This window comes from Kitasatospora albolonga, assembly GCA_002082585.1.
Classification (GTDB): Bacteria; Actinomycetota; Actinomycetes; order Streptomycetales; family Streptomycetaceae; genus Streptomyces; species Streptomyces stephensoniae.
Window position 1 is genome coordinate 941,721 of the sequence record CP020563.1, and the last position, 14,155, is coordinate 955,875.

At 71.6% G+C, this 14,155-nt stretch carries 13 protein-coding genes; 3 read left to right on the top strand and 10 right to left on the bottom strand.

Annotated elements, in window-relative coordinates; all coding sequences use genetic code 11:
• Positions 1-104 precede the first annotated feature (104 nt).
• From B7C62_03990 to B7C62_04010, 5 genes are all read right to left on the bottom strand, one after another.
• A complete protein-coding gene (locus B7C62_03990) occupies positions 105-545 on the bottom strand; it encodes a type II 3-dehydroquinate dehydratase (protein ARF71512.1) in 441 nt (146 codons plus the stop codon).
• Positions 542-2,179 (bottom strand): 3-dehydroquinate synthase, encoded by a 1,638-nt coding sequence (locus tag B7C62_03995; protein ARF71513.1) that lies wholly within the window; start codon positions 2,177-2,179, stop codon positions 542-544. The genes B7C62_03990 and B7C62_03995 overlap by 4 nt, the downstream gene beginning before the upstream one ends.
• Positions 2,176-3,360: a chorismate synthase gene (locus B7C62_04000; GenBank protein ARF71514.1), complete on the bottom strand. Its 1,185-nt coding sequence runs from the start codon at positions 3,358-3,360 to the stop codon at positions 2,176-2,178. Before B7C62_04000 ends, B7C62_03995 begins: the two co-directional genes overlap by 4 nt.
• 135 nt (positions 3,361-3,495) lie before the next feature.
• Complete coding sequence (locus tag B7C62_04005) at positions 3,496-4,338, bottom strand: shikimate dehydrogenase (GenBank protein ID ARF71515.1); 843 nt, start codon at positions 4,336-4,338, stop codon at positions 3,496-3,498.
• Positions 4,325-6,124 (bottom strand): hypothetical protein, encoded by a 1,800-nt coding sequence (locus B7C62_04010; GenBank protein ARF71516.1) that lies wholly within the window; start codon positions 6,122-6,124, stop codon positions 4,325-4,327. Before B7C62_04010 ends, B7C62_04005 begins: the two co-directional genes overlap by 14 nt.
• On the opposite strand from B7C62_04010, the gene B7C62_04015 reads away from it, so the two are divergent.
• Entirely contained in the window at positions 6,083-6,262 is a 180-nt protein-coding gene (locus tag B7C62_04015; protein ID ARF76977.1) for a hypothetical protein, read from the top strand. The genes B7C62_04010 and B7C62_04015 overlap by 42 nt on opposite strands.
• Here the strand turns inward: B7C62_04015 and B7C62_04020 are convergent.
• From B7C62_04020 to B7C62_04035, 4 genes are read right to left on the bottom strand one after another with little or no spacing between them, the layout of a single operon-like run.
• Positions 6,221-6,706, bottom strand: coding sequence for a Holliday junction resolvase RuvX (locus B7C62_04020; protein ARF71517.1), 486 nt, complete (start codon positions 6,704-6,706; stop codon positions 6,221-6,223). The genes B7C62_04015 and B7C62_04020 overlap by 42 nt on opposite strands.
• Positions 6,703-9,372, bottom strand: coding sequence for an alanine--tRNA ligase (locus B7C62_04025; GenBank protein ID ARF71518.1), 2,670 nt, complete (start codon positions 9,370-9,372; stop codon positions 6,703-6,705). The genes B7C62_04020 and B7C62_04025 overlap by 4 nt, the downstream gene beginning before the upstream one ends.
• Positions 9,372-9,722, bottom strand: coding sequence for a hypothetical protein (locus tag B7C62_04030; GenBank protein ARF71519.1), 351 nt, complete (start codon positions 9,720-9,722; stop codon positions 9,372-9,374). The genes B7C62_04025 and B7C62_04030 overlap by 1 nt, the downstream gene beginning before the upstream one ends.
• A 7-nt stretch (positions 9,723-9,729) precedes the next feature.
• Positions 9,730-10,191, bottom strand: a complete 462-nt coding sequence (locus B7C62_04035; GenBank protein ID ARF71520.1) for a DUF948 domain-containing protein — start codon at positions 10,189-10,191, stop codon at positions 9,730-9,732.
• Positions 10,192-10,412: 221 nt separating this feature from the next.
• Between B7C62_04035 and B7C62_04040 the strand changes: the two genes are divergently transcribed.
• Positions 10,413-12,629 carry a regulator gene (locus B7C62_04040; protein ID ARF71521.1) on the top strand — a complete coding sequence of 739 codons (2,217 nt, stop codon included), beginning with the start codon at positions 10,413-10,415 and terminating at the stop codon, positions 12,627-12,629.
• 17 nt (positions 12,630-12,646) lie between these two features.
• On the opposite strand, the gene B7C62_04045 is transcribed toward B7C62_04040, so the two are convergent.
• Positions 12,647-13,261 carry a 30S ribosomal protein S4 gene (locus B7C62_04045; GenBank protein ID ARF71522.1) on the bottom strand — a complete coding sequence of 205 codons (615 nt, stop codon included), beginning with the start codon at positions 13,259-13,261 and terminating at the stop codon, positions 12,647-12,649.
• A 191-nt stretch (positions 13,262-13,452) separates the two neighbouring features.
• Between B7C62_04045 and B7C62_04050 the strand changes: the two genes are divergently transcribed.
• The gene (locus B7C62_04050; protein ARF71523.1) at positions 13,453-14,154 is read left to right on the top strand and encodes a DUF2470 domain-containing protein; all 702 of its coding nucleotides are present in this window, start codon (positions 13,453-13,455) and stop codon (positions 14,152-14,154) included.
• The last annotated feature ends 1 nt before the right edge of the window (position 14,155 follow it).

Sequence of the window (14,155 nt, forward strand, 5' to 3'; positions counted from 1 at the left end):
CGTAACTGCGACTGACGCTGATGGGACGGCTACCGTACCCTCCCGGGCCGTCTCGGGGTGAACGGCCCGGGAGGGCACGAAGTGCCCGTACCCTCCCGGGACTGTCAGTCCGTCAGTTCGTCGGCCAGGGCGCGCAGGGCGAGCCGGTAGGAGCCGATGCCGAACCCGGCGACCGTGCCGGTGGCCACCGGGGCGACCACCGAGGTGTGCCGGAACTCCTCGCGGGCGTACGGGTTGGAGATGTGCACCTCGATCAGCGGGGCGGTGCGCTGGGCCGCCGCGTCCCGCATCCCGTACGAGTAGTGCGTGAAGGCGCCCGGGTTGAGAACGACCGGAATCGAACCGTCCGCCGCCTCGTGGAGCCAGCGGATCAGTTCGCCCTCGTCGTTGGTCTCGCGTACGTCGACGTCGAAGCCGAGCTCCTTGCCGAGCGCTGTGCAGGTCTCGACGAGTCCGGCGTAGGAGGTGGCTCCGTAGACGTCGGGTTCGCGGGAGCCGAGGCGGCCGAGGTTGGGGCCGTTGAGGACGAGGACCCTGCGGGTCACGCGGAGACCTCCCCGTAGGCGGCGAGCAGCACGGCCGGGTCGGGGCCCTCCAGGACGGTGGGCTTGCCGAGGGCGTCCAGGACGATGAAGCGCAGGAGGTCGCCGCGGGACTTCTTGTCGACCTTCATGTTCTCCAGCAGCTTGGGCCACTGGTCGCCCCGGTAGGTGAGCGGCAGGCCCACCGACTCCAGGATCGTCCGGTGCCGGTCGGCGGTGGCGTCGTCGAGGCGTCCGGCGAGGCGGCCCAGCTCGGCGGCGAAGACCATGCCGATGGAGACGGCGGCCCCGTGGCGCCACTTGTAGCGCTCGTTCTTCTCGATGGCGTGGCCCAGCGTGTGGCCGTAGTTGAGGATCTCGCGGAGGCCGGACTCCTTGAGGTCGCTGGAGACGACCTCGGCCTTGACCCGGATGGAGCGCTCGATCAGCTCGGCGGTGTGCGGTCCGGCGGGCGTACGGGCGGCCTCCGGGTCGGCCTCGATCAGGTCGAGGATGGCCGGGTCGGCGATGAACCCGGCCTTGATGATCTCGGCCATACCGGAGACGTAGTCGTTGACCGGCAGCGACTCCAGCGCGGCGAGGTCGCAGAGGACGCCTGCGGGCGGGTGGAAGGCGCCGACCAGGTTCTTGCCCTCGGCGGTGTTGATGCCGGTCTTGCCGCCGACGGCCGCGTCGACCATGCCGAGCACGGTGGTGGGGATCGCGATCCAGCGCACCCCGCGCAGCCAGCTGGCCGCGACGAACCCGGCGACGTCCGTGGTGGCGCCGCCACCGATGCCGACGATGACGTCGGTGCGGGTGAAGCCGGTCTGGCCGAGCGCCTTCCAGCAGTAGGCGGCGACCTCGACGGTCTTGGCCTCCTCCGCGTTCGGCAGCTGGATGGCGATGGCCTCGTACCCCTGGTCGGCGAGGTCCTCACGGACCGCCTCACCGGTCTCGGCGAGCGCCTCGGGGTGCAGGACGGCGACCCGCTTCGCGCGGTCGCCGATGAGCTGGGGCAGCTCGCCGAGGAGCTGGTGGCCGACGAGGACCTCGTACGGGTCGGAGCCCGCCGAGCCTGCGACCTGGATACGGGTGGGGGCCTGCTGCGTCATGCCGGTGATCTCCACGCCGGGGGCCGCGTCGCCCTCCGGCAGTTCCAGTGCGTCGATGATCGCCTGGGCGACCTCTTCGGGGGTGCGGTCGTCGGTGGCGACGACCGCACGGGCCACCTCTTCGTAGAGGTGGCGGCGGGCGTCCATCAGCTCGCGCCACTGCCGGCGCGGGTTGACCGCGAGGAGCGGGCGGGCTGCGCCGAGACCGACCCGGCGGACCGCCTCCTCCACGTCCATGGAGAGGTAGACGACCGGCCGGCCGGCCAGCAGTTCCCTGGTCGTCCCGTCCAGGACGGCCCCGCCGCCGAGGGAGAGGACGCCCGTGTGCCCGGTGACGGCCGCGGCGACGGCCCTGCGCTCCAGGGCGCGGAAGTGGTCCTCGCCCTCGTCGTAGAAGATCTCCGCGATCGGCTTGCCCGCCTCGGCGACGACGTCCGCGTCGGTGTCCCGGTAGGTGGTGCCCAGCCGGGCGGCGAGCAGTTCGCCGACGGTGGACTTGCCGACGCCCATCGGGCCGACGAGGACGACCAGGGGGCCGCTCATCGGATCTGGAGGTGGTCGAGGTACGACTGGACGTTGCGGTGGGTTTCGGCCACGCTGTCGCCGCCGAACTTCTCCGCGACCGCGTCGGCCAGGACCAGGGCGACCATCGCCTCCGCGACGATGCCCGCGGCCGGGACGGCGCAGACGTCGGAGCGCTGGTGGTGGGCCTTGGCGGCCTCGCCGGTGACGACATCCACGGTGGCCAGGGCGCGCGGCACGGTGGCGATGGGCTTCATCGCGGCGCGGACCCGCAGCAGCTCACCGGTGGTGAGCCCGCCCTCGGTGCCGCCGGAGCGGCCGGAGGTGCGCCGGATGCCGTCCTCGGTGGCGACGATCTCGTCGTGCGCCTGGGAGCCGGGGACCCGGGCCAGCTCGAAGCCGTCGCCGACCTCGACGCCCTTGATGGCCTGGATGCCCATGAGCGCGGCGGCGAGCCGGGCGTCCAGACGGCGGTCCCAGTGGACGTGCGAGCCGAGCCCGACGGGCACGCCGTACGCGAGCACCTCGACGACCCCGCCGAGGGTGTCGCCGTCCTTGTGGGCCTGGTCGATCTCGGCCACCATCGCCTTGGAGGCGTCGGCGTCCAGGCAGCGGACCGGGTCGGCGTCCAGCTTGTCGACATCGGCGGGGACCGGGAGGACACCGTACGGCGCCTTCGCGGCGGCCAGTTCGACGACATGGCTGACGATCTCGATGCCCGCGGTCTCCTTGAGGTAGGAGCGGGCGACGGCGCCGAGGGCGACGCGGGCGGCGGTCTCCCGGGCGCTGGCGCGCTCCAGGACCGGCCGGGCCTCGTCGAAGCCGTACTTCTGCATCCCGGCCAGGTCGGCGTGGCCGGGGCGGGGCCGGGTCAGCGGGGCGTTACGGGCCGATTCGGCCAGCACGTCGGGGTCGACCGGGTCGGCCGACATGACCTGCTCCCACTTGGGCCACTCGGTGTTGCCGACCATGACGGCGACCGGGGAGCCCATGGTGAGGCCGTGCCGTACGCCGCCGAGGAAGGTGACCTCGTCCTGCTCGAACTTCATCCGCGCACCGCGGCCGTAACCGAGCCGTCGCCGGGCGAGCGCCTCCGCCACCATCTCCGTGGTGACCGGGACACCGGCGGGAAGACCCTCCAGCGTCGCCACCAGTGCGGGGCCGTGGGACTCCCCCGCCGTCAGCCAGCGCAACCTGCTCAACGGTGTGCTCCTCATGCTCGCGCCTGAAAATCCAACGGCGCGACCGGGTGCGCGGCCCTGGCCCGCCGCCTTTGATCCTCCCACGACTGGGGGCGATGTCCGGCCGCCGGTCCAGCAGACGGACGCCGTGCCGGGTCAGCGGGCCGCGAGCGCCGCTTCCCCGGCCAGCCGCATGGCACCGAGGGGGCCGGGAACCCGGCCGGTCATCCGCTCGACCTGGAGCAGCGCCTGATGGACGAGGAGGTCGAGCCCGCCGACGACCGCGCCGCCGCGCGCGGACCAGGCCGAGGCCAGCGCGGTCGGCCAGGGCTCGTACAGCACGTCGAAGAGGATGCCGGGGTGCTCCGGTACGTCGGTGGCCACCGCGTCGGTCGTGCCCGCCGGGGTCGTGGCGATGACGAGCGGCGCGGTGAGTGCCCGCGCCCCCTCGGCCCAGTCCGCCACCCGGACGTCCACGCCGAGCCGCTGCCCCCAGCCCCGCATCTCGTCGCCGCGCTCCCGGCTGCGTACGTAGGCGGTGACCGGTCCGGCGCAGATCACCGCGAGCGCGGCGAGGGCGGAGGAGGCGGTGGCGCCCGCGCCGAGGATCGCGGCGGACTCGACCTTCTCGACGCCGCGTTCCCGCAGGGCGGCGATCATGCCGGGGATGTCCGTGTTGTCGCCGAGCCGCCGCCCGTCCTCGGTGAACACGACCGTGTTGACGGCCTCCACGGAGGCGGCGGTCGGGCTGATCTCGTCCAGCAGCGGGATGACCGCCCGCTTGAGCGGCATGGTGAGGGAGAGCCCCGCCCAGGAGGCGTCCAGCCCTTCGACGAAGCCGGGCAGCGCCGCCTCGTCGACCTCGAACCGGTCGTAGGACCAGTCGTCGAGGCCGAGCTCGGCGTACGCGGCGCGGTGCAGCACCGGGGAGAGCGAGTGGGCGATGGGCGAGCCGAGGACGGCCGCCCGGCGCGCCCCGGCCGGATCAGTCGAGGTCATCGAACTTCTTCTTGAGCTTGAGGTGCTCATCGTACGTCTTGGCGAACTCGGTCTTGTTCATGCCGTCGGTCGCCACGAAGTACAGCCAGCCGTCCGCCGTGGGGTTCAGGGCCGCGCCCAGCGCGTCGGAGCCGGGGTTGCTGATGGGTCCCGGAGTGAGCCCCTTGCGCGTGTAGGTGTTGTACGGGTCCTTGTTGTTGAGGATCTCGGACTCGCTGATCTTGATGTTGCTCTGCTGCTTGAGGTAGTTGAACGCAGAGTCGAACTGGAGCAGCTGGTTCGTCTCGGTGTTGGTGGGCTTGAGGCGGTTGTAGACGACCTCGGCCATCTTCCGGAAGTCGTCGTGGGTCTTGCCCTCCACCTGCACCAGGCTCGCCACCGTGATCACCTGCCACGGCCCGTCGAGCTTGTACCTCTTGGCGGCGGCCTCCAGGTCGAGCTTGTCGTACTCCTTGTTCGCCCGGGTGACCATGCGCTTCAGCGCGTCCTCGGGCTTCGAGCCCTTGGCCACCGGGTAGGCCGCCGGATAGAGGAAGCCCTCCAGCGGGTCCTTGACGTCCGGGTTGTCGTCCACCCAGTCGGGCAGGCCCAGGGATTCCGCCTTGGTCTTGGCGACCTTCTCCGTGGTGCCCTTCTCCAGGCCGAGCCGTTCGTCGATCTTCTCGTAGACCTTGACGTTGCGCCATCCCTCGGGGATCACCATCGCGTTCTGGCTCTTCGGGTCCAGCATCAGCGTGACCGCGCTGGCCGCCGACATCTCCTTGTTGAGGAGGTAGACGCCGGCCTGGATCGACTTGCCCTTGGGGTTGTCGCTCTGGGCCGCGACGAAGGCGTCGGAGGACTTCACGACGCCCTGCTTGCGCAGGATGTTGGCGATGTCGTAGCCGAGCGCCCCCTCGGGGATCTCGACCTCGACCTGTTCGCCGTTGCCCGATCCCGCGTAGTCGGCCGGGGCGCCGAACTTGTCCTTCCAGAAGTTGTAGCCGACGTACGACACTCCCCCGAGGCCGCCGACCAGGACGAGGGAGACGACCAGGCAGGCGCAGCCGTTGCGGCTCTTTTTCTTCTTGGTCTTGCCGCCCCGGCGTTCACCGGCACCCCGGTCCCGGCGCGCGGAGCGCGAGGTGTCGTCGTCCGGATCGTCATCGTCGTCGCGGGGCTCGCGGGAGTCGCGGTCGGCGGGCTCGTCGGCGCCGGTGAAGAAAGGATGCGTCTCTTCCCGCTGCTCGTCCGGGTCCCAGTCCGGCGACGGCTTCCCCTGCTGCTCGGGCTGCCCGTGCTGCGGGGCCTGCTGGGACTGCGGCTGCTGCTCGGGCGCCTCGCGGCGGCCCGGCGGCTGCGGCGGCGGGTAGGCGTCGGGCGTGCCGTAGTAGTCGTGCGATTCGCCGTAGCCGGGCGGGGGCTGCTGGGCGTACGGGTCCTGGGGCTCGGCCCCGTACGGCATGGCGGTCCCCTGCCCGGTGTCCCAGCCGCCGTCGTACTGCGGCTGGGCGGAAGGCTGCTGACCGTACGGGTCCTGCTGCGGCGTGCCGTACTGCTGCTGGTGCGAGGGGTCGTACTGCTGCTGCCCGTACTGCTGGTCGTACGACGGCTGCTGCGCGTACGGCTGATGCTGCTGGTTGTTCTGGTGCTGCTGGGCGTACGGGTCCTGCGGATAGGACTGCTGCTGGTCGCCGTACTGACCCTGGCCGTGGGCGGCCTGACGGCCTCCCCATCCCTGGTCCCCGTACAAGGGGTCCTCGGGATGCCACGGTTCGGAGCCGGGGCCCCGGCCATACTCAGTCATCGATCCCCTAGAGCCGCGAGACGAGGTTCCGTCTCTTCGCTGTGCGGTGTTTGTTCGAATCACCGCCGCATCGCGCGGAACGTTACCGTATCGCGATCAGACAACCACTTCGACGCCCTCGCCCGGCGGATTGCCTGACGCCCGTTCGGACTCCAGAGCGTTCTGAAGGATCACCACAGCGGCAGCCTGGTCGATGACAGATCGGCCCTTCTTGGACTTCACGCCCGAGGCACGCATGCCCTGAGCGGCCGTCACTGTGGTCATCCTCTCGTCCACCAGCCGCACCGGAACGGGTGCGATCGAACGGGCGAACGCCTGGGCGAAGTCGCGGACCTTGGCTGCCGCCGGGCCCTCGCCACCGCCGAGGGAACGCGGCAGGCCGAGGATGACCTCGATCGGCTCGTACTCCTCGACGATGGCCACCAGCCGCCGGTGGGCGGCCGGGACATCGCGTCCCGGCACGGTCTCCACCGGCGTGGCCAGGATGCCGTCGGGGTCGCACGAGGCGACCCCGATCCGGGCGTCCCCGACATCGACGGCGAGCCGTCGTCCGCGGCGCATCTGTGTCATCCCGTCCGTCACGCGGTCTCGGTGACGAGGCGTTCGACCGCGGCGACGGCGTCGCCGATGGCGGCCGGGTCCGTACCGCCGCCCTGGGCCACGTCCGGCTTGCCGCCGCCACCGCCGCCGAGCGTCTTGGCGGCCGTACGGACGAGGTCACCGGCCTTGAGACCGCGCTCACGGGCGGCCTCGTTGGTGGCGATGACCGTGAGCGGGCGGCCGTTGGCCGTGGTGAACAGGGCCACCACGGCCGGGCGGCCGCCCTGGATGCGGCCGCGCACGTCCAGGACCAGCTTGCGCAGGTCGTCGGCGGAGGTGCCGTCGGGGACCTGGCCGGTGACCAGGGCGACGCCCCGGACGTCCTTGGCGGAGTCGGCCAGTCCGGCGGCGGCGGCCAGCACCTTCTCCGCGCGGAACTTCTCGATCTCCTTCTCGGCGTCCTTCAGCTTGCCGAGCATGCCCGCGATCTTCTCCGGCAGCTCCTCGGGACGGCCCTTGACCAGCTCCTGGAGCTGGGCGACGACCGTGTGCTCCCGGGCGAGGAAGTTGTACGCGTCCACGCCGACGAGGGCCTCGATGCGGCGCACGCCGGAGCCGATGGAGGACTCGCCGAGCAGCTTGACCAGGCCGAGCTGGGCGGTGTTGTGGACGTGGGTGCCGCCGCACAGCTCCTTGGAGAAGTCGCCGATGGTGACGACCCGGACCCGCTCGCCGTACTTCTCGCCGAACTCGGCGATGGCGCCCTGCTTCTTGGCCTCGTCGATCGACATGACCTCGGCCTGGACGTCGAGTTCACGCGAGAGGACCTCGTTGATCCGCTGCTCGACATCGGTGAGGACCGTGCCGGGAACGGCGGCGGGCGAACCGAAGTCGAAGCGGAAGCGGCCCGGGGAGTTCTCCGAACCGGCCTGGGCGGCCGTCGGGCCCAGCGCGTCGCGCAGCGCCTGGTGGGTGAGGTGGGTGGCGCTGTGGGCGCGGGCGATGGCCCGGCGGCGGGTGGCGTCGATGGAGGCGAAGACGGGGGCCCCGACCGTCACCTCCCCGACCTGGACGACACCCTTGTGGACGTGGACGCCGGGGACCGGCTTCTGGACGTCGCGGATCTCGATCACGGCGCCGGTGTCCAGCCGGATGCGGCCGGTGTCGGCGAGCTGGCCGCCGCCCTCGGCGTAGAAGGGGGTGCGGTCGAGGACGACCTCGACCTCGTCGCCCTCGGTGGCGGCGGGCGAGGGCACGCCGTCGACCAGCAGGCCGACGATGGTGGACTCACCGGCCACGCTGGTGTAGCCGGTGAACTCGGTGGCGCCGGAGGCGTCGGCGACCTCGCGGTACGCGGACAGGTCGGCGTGGCCGGTCTTCTTGGCGCGGGCGTCGGCCTTGGCCTTGTCGCGCTGCTCCTGCATGAGGCGGCGGAAGCCGTCCTCGTCCACGGAGAGCCCCTGCTCGGCAGCCATCTCCAGGGTCAGGTCGATCGGGAAGCCCCAGGTGTCGTGGAGCAGGAACGCCTTGTCGCCGGGGAGGACCCGGCCGCCGGCGGCCTTGGTCTCGGTGACGGCGGTCTCCAGGATGTTGGTGCCGCCCTTGAGGGCCTTGAGGAAGGCGGCCTCCTCGGCGAGCGCGACCGTCTCGATGCGTTTGCGGTCGGTGATCAGCTCGGGGTACTGGAGCCCCATCGTGTCGATCACGACGTCGACCAGGTCCTTGACGACCGTGCCGGTGGCGCCCATGAGGCGCATGTTGCGGATGGCGCGGCGCATGATGCGGCGCAGCACATAGCCGCGGCCCTCGTTGCCGGGGGTGACGCCGTCGCCGATGAGCATCACCGACGTACGGATGTGGTCGGCGACGACGCGGAGCGAGACGTCCGTGCCCTTCTCCGCGCCGTAGCGGACGCCGGTCAGCTCGGTGGCCTTGTCCATGACGACGCGCAGGGTGTCGGTCTCGTACATGTTCTGTACGCCCTGGAGGATCATCGCCAGGCGTTCCAGGCCGAGACCGGTGTCGATGTTCTTGGACGGCAGGTCCCCGAGGATCGGGAAGTCCTCCTTGCCGTCGCCCGCGCCGCGCTCGTACTGCATGAAGACCAGGTTCCAGATCTCCACGTACCGCTCGTCGTTGACGGCGGGGCCGCCCTCGACGCCGAACTCGGGGCCGCGGTCGTAGTTGATCTCCGAACAGGGGCCGCAGGGTCCGGGGACGCCCATGGACCAGAAGTTGTCCTTCTTGCCCAGGCGCTGGATGCGCTCGGCCGGGACACCGATCTTGTCGCGCCAGATGGCCTCGGCCTCGTCGTCGTCGAGGTAGACCGTGATCCAGAGCTTCTCGGGCTCCAGGCCGAAGCCGCCGTCCTCGACGGAGTTGGTCAGGGCCTCCCAGGCGAGCTGGATGGCGCCTTCCTTGAAGTAGTCCCCGAAGGAGAAGTTCCCGCACATCTGGAAGAAGGTGCCGTGGCGGGTGGTCTTGCCGACCTCTTCGATGTCCGGCGTACGCACGCACTTCTGCACGCTGGTGACGCGCGGGGCGGGCGGCTTGACCTCGCCGAGGAAGTACGGCTTGAAGGGAACCATGCCCGCGGGGACCAGCAGCAGAGTCGGGTCGTCCGCGATGAGCGACGCCGAAGGCACGACGGTGTGACCGCGCTCCTCGAAGAAGCTCAGCCAGCGGCGGCGGATTTCAGCCGACTCCATTAGTGGTCCTCATTCCGGTTGTTCGATGTGTAGGGGAGCGTGCGGTACGTGTTCGGGCGGGCGGCGGGCTCGGCCCCCGCCTCCACGGCGTAGTGCCGCTGGACGGGGAGGTCGGGGTCGACCGGTGCCTCCAGGCCCAGGGCGCCGCCCAGTTCGGCTTCGCGCCGGACCATTCCCTCACGGACGTCGAGGGCGAAGTCCTTGAGCTTGTGGCCGGTCTCGATCGCCTTGTCGGCGGCCTGCGCCGCGAGGCTCTCGGGCGTCAGCTGCCTGAGCTTGCGGTTGACCTTGGTGGTGGCCCAGACACCGGCGGCTGCGCCGGCGGTGAACCAGAAGGTGCGGCGGAACATCGCTGGATCAGTCCTTCTGTCCGCGGGGGTTTCGGCGTTCGCGCTTGCGTCCGCGCGCCGAGGGTACGGTCCGGCCGACGATCACCGTACGGCGGACGGAGGAGCGGCCCCGCGCCGGTTCCGGTTCGGGCTCGGGGGCGGTGCGGCGGCCGAGGGCCTGCCGGACGCCGTAGCCGAAGGCGGCGACCTTGACGAGCGGTCCGCCGAAGGTGGAGGCGACGGTGGTGGAGAGCGCGGAGGCGTTGGAGGTGACCTCCTGGACGTCGCTCGCGATGGCGTCGACCTTGTCCAGCTGGGTCTGCGCGGACCGCACGGTGGCCGAGGCGTCGGCCAGCAGCGGAACGGCCTGTTCGGTCACGTCCGCCACGAGCTTGGTGGTCGCCCTGAGCGTCTGGGCGAGCCTCACCAGCACCACGGCGAGGAACGAGACCAGGATCGCCCAGAAGACGGCCACCAGAATCCCGGCCACCTCTCCACCGGACACTGTGCACCGCTCTCTGCTCGTCGCTCGGCCCCCTCGGGGGCTTGTCCCTGTTCGGTGCGGCCGGCCTTCCGCCCGCGCGCCCGATCGTCGTCCCACGAGCCTATCGCGCCGGGCATCTCCTCCCCTACCGCATTCCCGGTGGGCAGGGCGGGAGTTGTCCCGGGGAATTGTACGGAGCGCTTCCGGGCCAGTACTCTGCGTGTCTCATGCGACGCCTGCGGCCCTCCTCCACGAACCCGGACGATCCGGGACCCCGCCCCTCCGCGCCGACCGGCAACATCCCGGCGGAGCTGAACCGGTTCGTGGGCCGTGAGGACGAACTCGCCGCGCTGGGCGGGCTGTTGGAGGAGTCCCGGCTCGTCACCGTCGTCGGGGCGGCGGGGGTGGGCAAGAGCCGGTGCGTCAGCAGAATCGCCGCGCTGCTGGGGCAGTCGTTGGAGAAACGGTACTGCGACGGGGTCTGGCTCGCCGAGCTGTCCCCCGTGCACGACCCCGCCCTGCTGGAACACACCGTGGCCGAGGCGCTGGGTCTGACCGATCACACCGGCCGGCCGCCGCGCACCGCCCTCGTCGAACACCTCCGTGAGCGCCGTGCCCTGCTGGTGCTGGACGGCTTCGAACACCTCGTGGACGCCTGTGCCGATCTCGTACGGGAGTTGCTGCGCCGGGCGCCGGGGCTCCGGGTGCTCGCGGCCGGGCGCCGCCCGCTCCTGGTGGACGGTGAGGTGACGTTCACCCTCGCGCCCATGGGCGACGAGGACGCGGTGGAACTCTTCACCGAGCGGGCCCGTTCGGTGCGGCCGGACCGGGAGCCGACGGCCGGGGAGCGGGCGGCGGCCCTGGAGCTCTGCCGCCGCCTCGACGGGGTTCCGCTGGCGCTCGAACTGGCGGCGGGGCGGCTGCGGGCCCTCTCCGTCGACCAGGTGCTGCTGCGCCTGGACGACCGGTTCCGGCTGCTGACGGGCGGCAGCCGGGGCGCTCCGCCCCGGCACCGGGCGCTGCGTACGGCCATCGGCTGGAGCCATGAGCTGTGCACCCCCGCGCAACGGCTGCTCTGGGCGCGGCTCTCGGTCTTCGCCGGGCAGTTCGACCTGGAGGCGGCGGAGTACGTCTGCGGCGGTGCCGGGCTGCCGGCCGACGCGGTGCTCGACGTCCTGGACGAGCTGCTGGCCCAGTCGGTGGTGGAGCGCGAGGACGGGGTGACCGGGACCCGCTACCGGCTGCTGGAGTCGGTCCGCGAGTACGGCGCCGAGTGGCTGGCCGCGACCGGCGACACCCGGCGGATGCGGCGCCGCCACCGGGACTGGTTCCTGGGGCTCGCCACCTGGTGCGAACTGGACTGGTTCTCCCCGCGCCAGGCGGAGGTGGCGGCCCGGATCGACAGCGAGCTGCCCAACCTGCGCCGGGCGATGGAGTGCTCCATGGAGAGCGCCGACGAGGTCCACCTGGCGCAGCACCTGGCGGGCTCGCTCTGGTTCTACTGGGCCGGGTGCGGCCGGCTCTCGGAGGGGCGGTACTGGCTGGAGCACGTACTGGAGGAGCCGACCCCGTACGACGCCTCGCGGCTCAAGGTGCTGTGGGTGCTGGGTTATGTGGCGGTGCTCCAGGGGGACGCGGTCGGGGCGGTCTCGGCGCTCCAGGAGTGCCGGGAGGAGGCCGAGCGGTCCGGGGACGCCACGGCGATGGCGTACGCGGTCCACCGCACGGGCTGTCTGGCGATCGTGACGGACGACCCGGCGCGCGCAGAGGAGCTGCTGCGCGACGCGCTCGGCCGCTACCGGGAGATCGGCGAGCTGAACAGCAATGTGGTGATGGCGCAGGTCGAGCTGGCGATGGCGGTGGCGTTCCAGGGCGGTCTGGACGCGGCGGCGGACATCTGCGAGGAGGTCCGGGAGGTCTGCGAGGACCACGGGGAGCGGTGGGCGCTGGCGTACGCGCTCTACGTCCTGGCGTACGCGGCGCTGCGGCGGGGGCGGCCGGAGCGGGCGCGGCGGATACTCGGGGAGTGCCTGTCGATCGGCCGGACCTTCGACGATCTGCTGGCCACCGCGCTCTCGCTGGAGCTGCTGGCACTGGTGACGGCGGTGGAGGGCGATGCCGGGGAGGCCGCGGTGCTCCAGGGGGCGGCGGAGCGGATCTGGCCCTCGGTGGGGCTGCCGCTGTTCGGCTCGGTGTACTTCGGGCGGCCCCGGGTGGAGTGCGCGGAGCAGGTGCGGCGGGAGCTGGGGGAGGCGGCGTACGAGGCGGGGCTGCGGGCCGGGAGGCGGCTGGAGCGGGCCGCCGCCGTCGAACGGGCGCTGGGCGGGGGCGGGTCCCGGGAGCACCGCGACACGCCCGGGGCGGAGAGCGGACCGGCGGCCGGCGGAACGCGAAGGCCCGCCGCCTCCCGGATGACCGGGAGGGGCGGGCCGGAGCGCTGGTGAGAGCGGCTGCGCCTGGATCAGCGGGCGTAGTACTCGACGACGAGCTGCTCGTCGCAGATCACCGGGATCTCCTTGCGGTTCGGGTCCCGGTCCAGGCGGAAGGCCAGGGCCTTCAGGTTCACCTGGAGGTAGCGCGGGGTCTCGCCCTCGGTGTCGTAACCACCCTCGCGGGCCACCTGGAAGGGGACCTTGGAGCGGCTGCGCTCGCGGACCTGGACGATGTCGTCCGGGCGCACGCGGAAGGACGGCTTGTCGACCTTGCCGCCGTTGACCTCGATGTGGCCGTGGACGACCATCTGGCGGGCCTGGTAGATGGTGCGGGCGATGCCCGAACGCAGGACCAGGGCGTCGAGGCGGCGCTCGAGCTCGACGACCAGCGCCTCGCCCGTCTTGCCCTCGGCCTTCTTGGCGCGGTCGTAGGCGCGCGCCATCTGGCGCTCGCTGATGTCGTACTGCGCACGCAGGCGCTGCTTCTCCAGCAGACGGACCTTGTAGTCCGAGTTCTGCTTGCGGCCACGGCCGTGCTCGCCCGGCGGGTACGGACGCGCTTCGAAGTACTTGACAGCCTTGGGCGTCAGGGCGATGCCGAGGGCACGCGACTTCTTGACCTTGGGACGCGACTGGTTAGGCACGTTCTCCAGACCTCCGTTGTAGGTTAGGTTAGGCTTACCTTACTCAAGGAGATCGCATGTCTCGCCCTGGGAACACCACTCACGTCACGGACAGCACAGACAGCGGCAGCACCTCTTCTGAGGATGCTGCTACGACGGAAGGCCGATCTGATCGTGGTCAGCCGCGTCCCAGCGGGCTTGATACCACTCGGATGCCGTCAGCAGCCGAGCGCACACGAACTCTCGTACAGAGTACCTGCTCCGCACTGCTGGTCGTACCGGGGCTCGATCTGGCCCGCGCCGAACCCCTGGTCCCGGACGCCCGGAGCGTGGGGCCCGAGGGCGATCTGTTCCTCGAATTCCCCGCGGACTCCCCGGCCGTACGGGCCGCGACCCACGCGCAGGGCGACGAGCTGACGGCCGTGCTGGAGATCACGGACGTCGCCCCGGTCTCCGTACCGCACCGCATCCGGGGCCGCGCCTGGATCTCCGGCTGGCTCACCTCCGTACCCGGACTCGCCGAACCGGGCCGGATGATGCTGCGGCTGGAGTTCGGAGAGGCGTACGTCGACGACCTCTGGGGCGCCGAGGACATCGAGGCGGAGGACTTCCGGGACGCGGCCCCCGATCCGCTGGCCGGCCACGAGGCGGAGCTGCTCCAGCACCTGGCCGCCGCCCACGACGAGCAGATGCGCACCCTGTGCGGGCTGCTCGGCGAGCGCACCGCCCGGACCTGCTCCTCCCACCAGCCCGCCGCGGTGCCCGTGGCGCTGGACCGCTTCGGGCTGCGGGTGCGCTTCGTGGAGGACAAGGGGTCCTGCTTCGACGCCCGCTTCGAGTTCCCGGACCCGGTGCGGGACGTCACCGAGCTGCGCCGGGCCATGCACACCCTCTTCGAGGCGGCCGCGTCCTGAT

What these genes read in the sequence shown, in the direction of transcription:
- B7C62_03995 (ARF71513.1), bottom strand. Translation starts at nt 2,179, where the DNA reads ATGAGCGGCCCCCTGGTCGTCCTCGTCGGCCCGATGGGCGTCGGCAAG.
- B7C62_04005 (ARF71515.1), bottom strand. Translation starts at nt 4,338, where the DNA reads ATGACCTCGACTGATCCGGCCGGGGCGCGCCGGGCGGCCGTCCTCGGC.
- B7C62_04015 (ARF76977.1), top strand. Translation starts at nt 6,083, where the DNA reads ATGCCACGGTTCGGAGCCGGGGCCCCGGCCATACTCAGTCATCGATCC.
- B7C62_04010 (ARF71516.1), bottom strand. Translation starts at nt 6,124, where the DNA reads ATGACTGAGTATGGCCGGGGCCCCGGCTCCGAACCGTGGCATCCCGAG.
- B7C62_04025 (ARF71518.1), bottom strand. Translation starts at nt 9,372, where the DNA reads ATGGAGTCGGCTGAAATCCGCCGCCGCTGGCTGAGCTTCTTCGAGGAG.
- B7C62_04030 (ARF71519.1), bottom strand. Translation starts at nt 9,722, where the DNA reads ATGTTCCGCCGCACCTTCTGGTTCACCGCCGGCGCAGCCGCCGGTGTC.
- B7C62_04040 (ARF71521.1), top strand. Translation starts at nt 10,413, where the DNA reads ATGCGACGCCTGCGGCCCTCCTCCACGAACCCGGACGATCCGGGACCC.
- B7C62_04050 (ARF71523.1), top strand. Translation starts at nt 13,453, where the DNA reads ATGCCGTCAGCAGCCGAGCGCACACGAACTCTCGTACAGAGTACCTGC.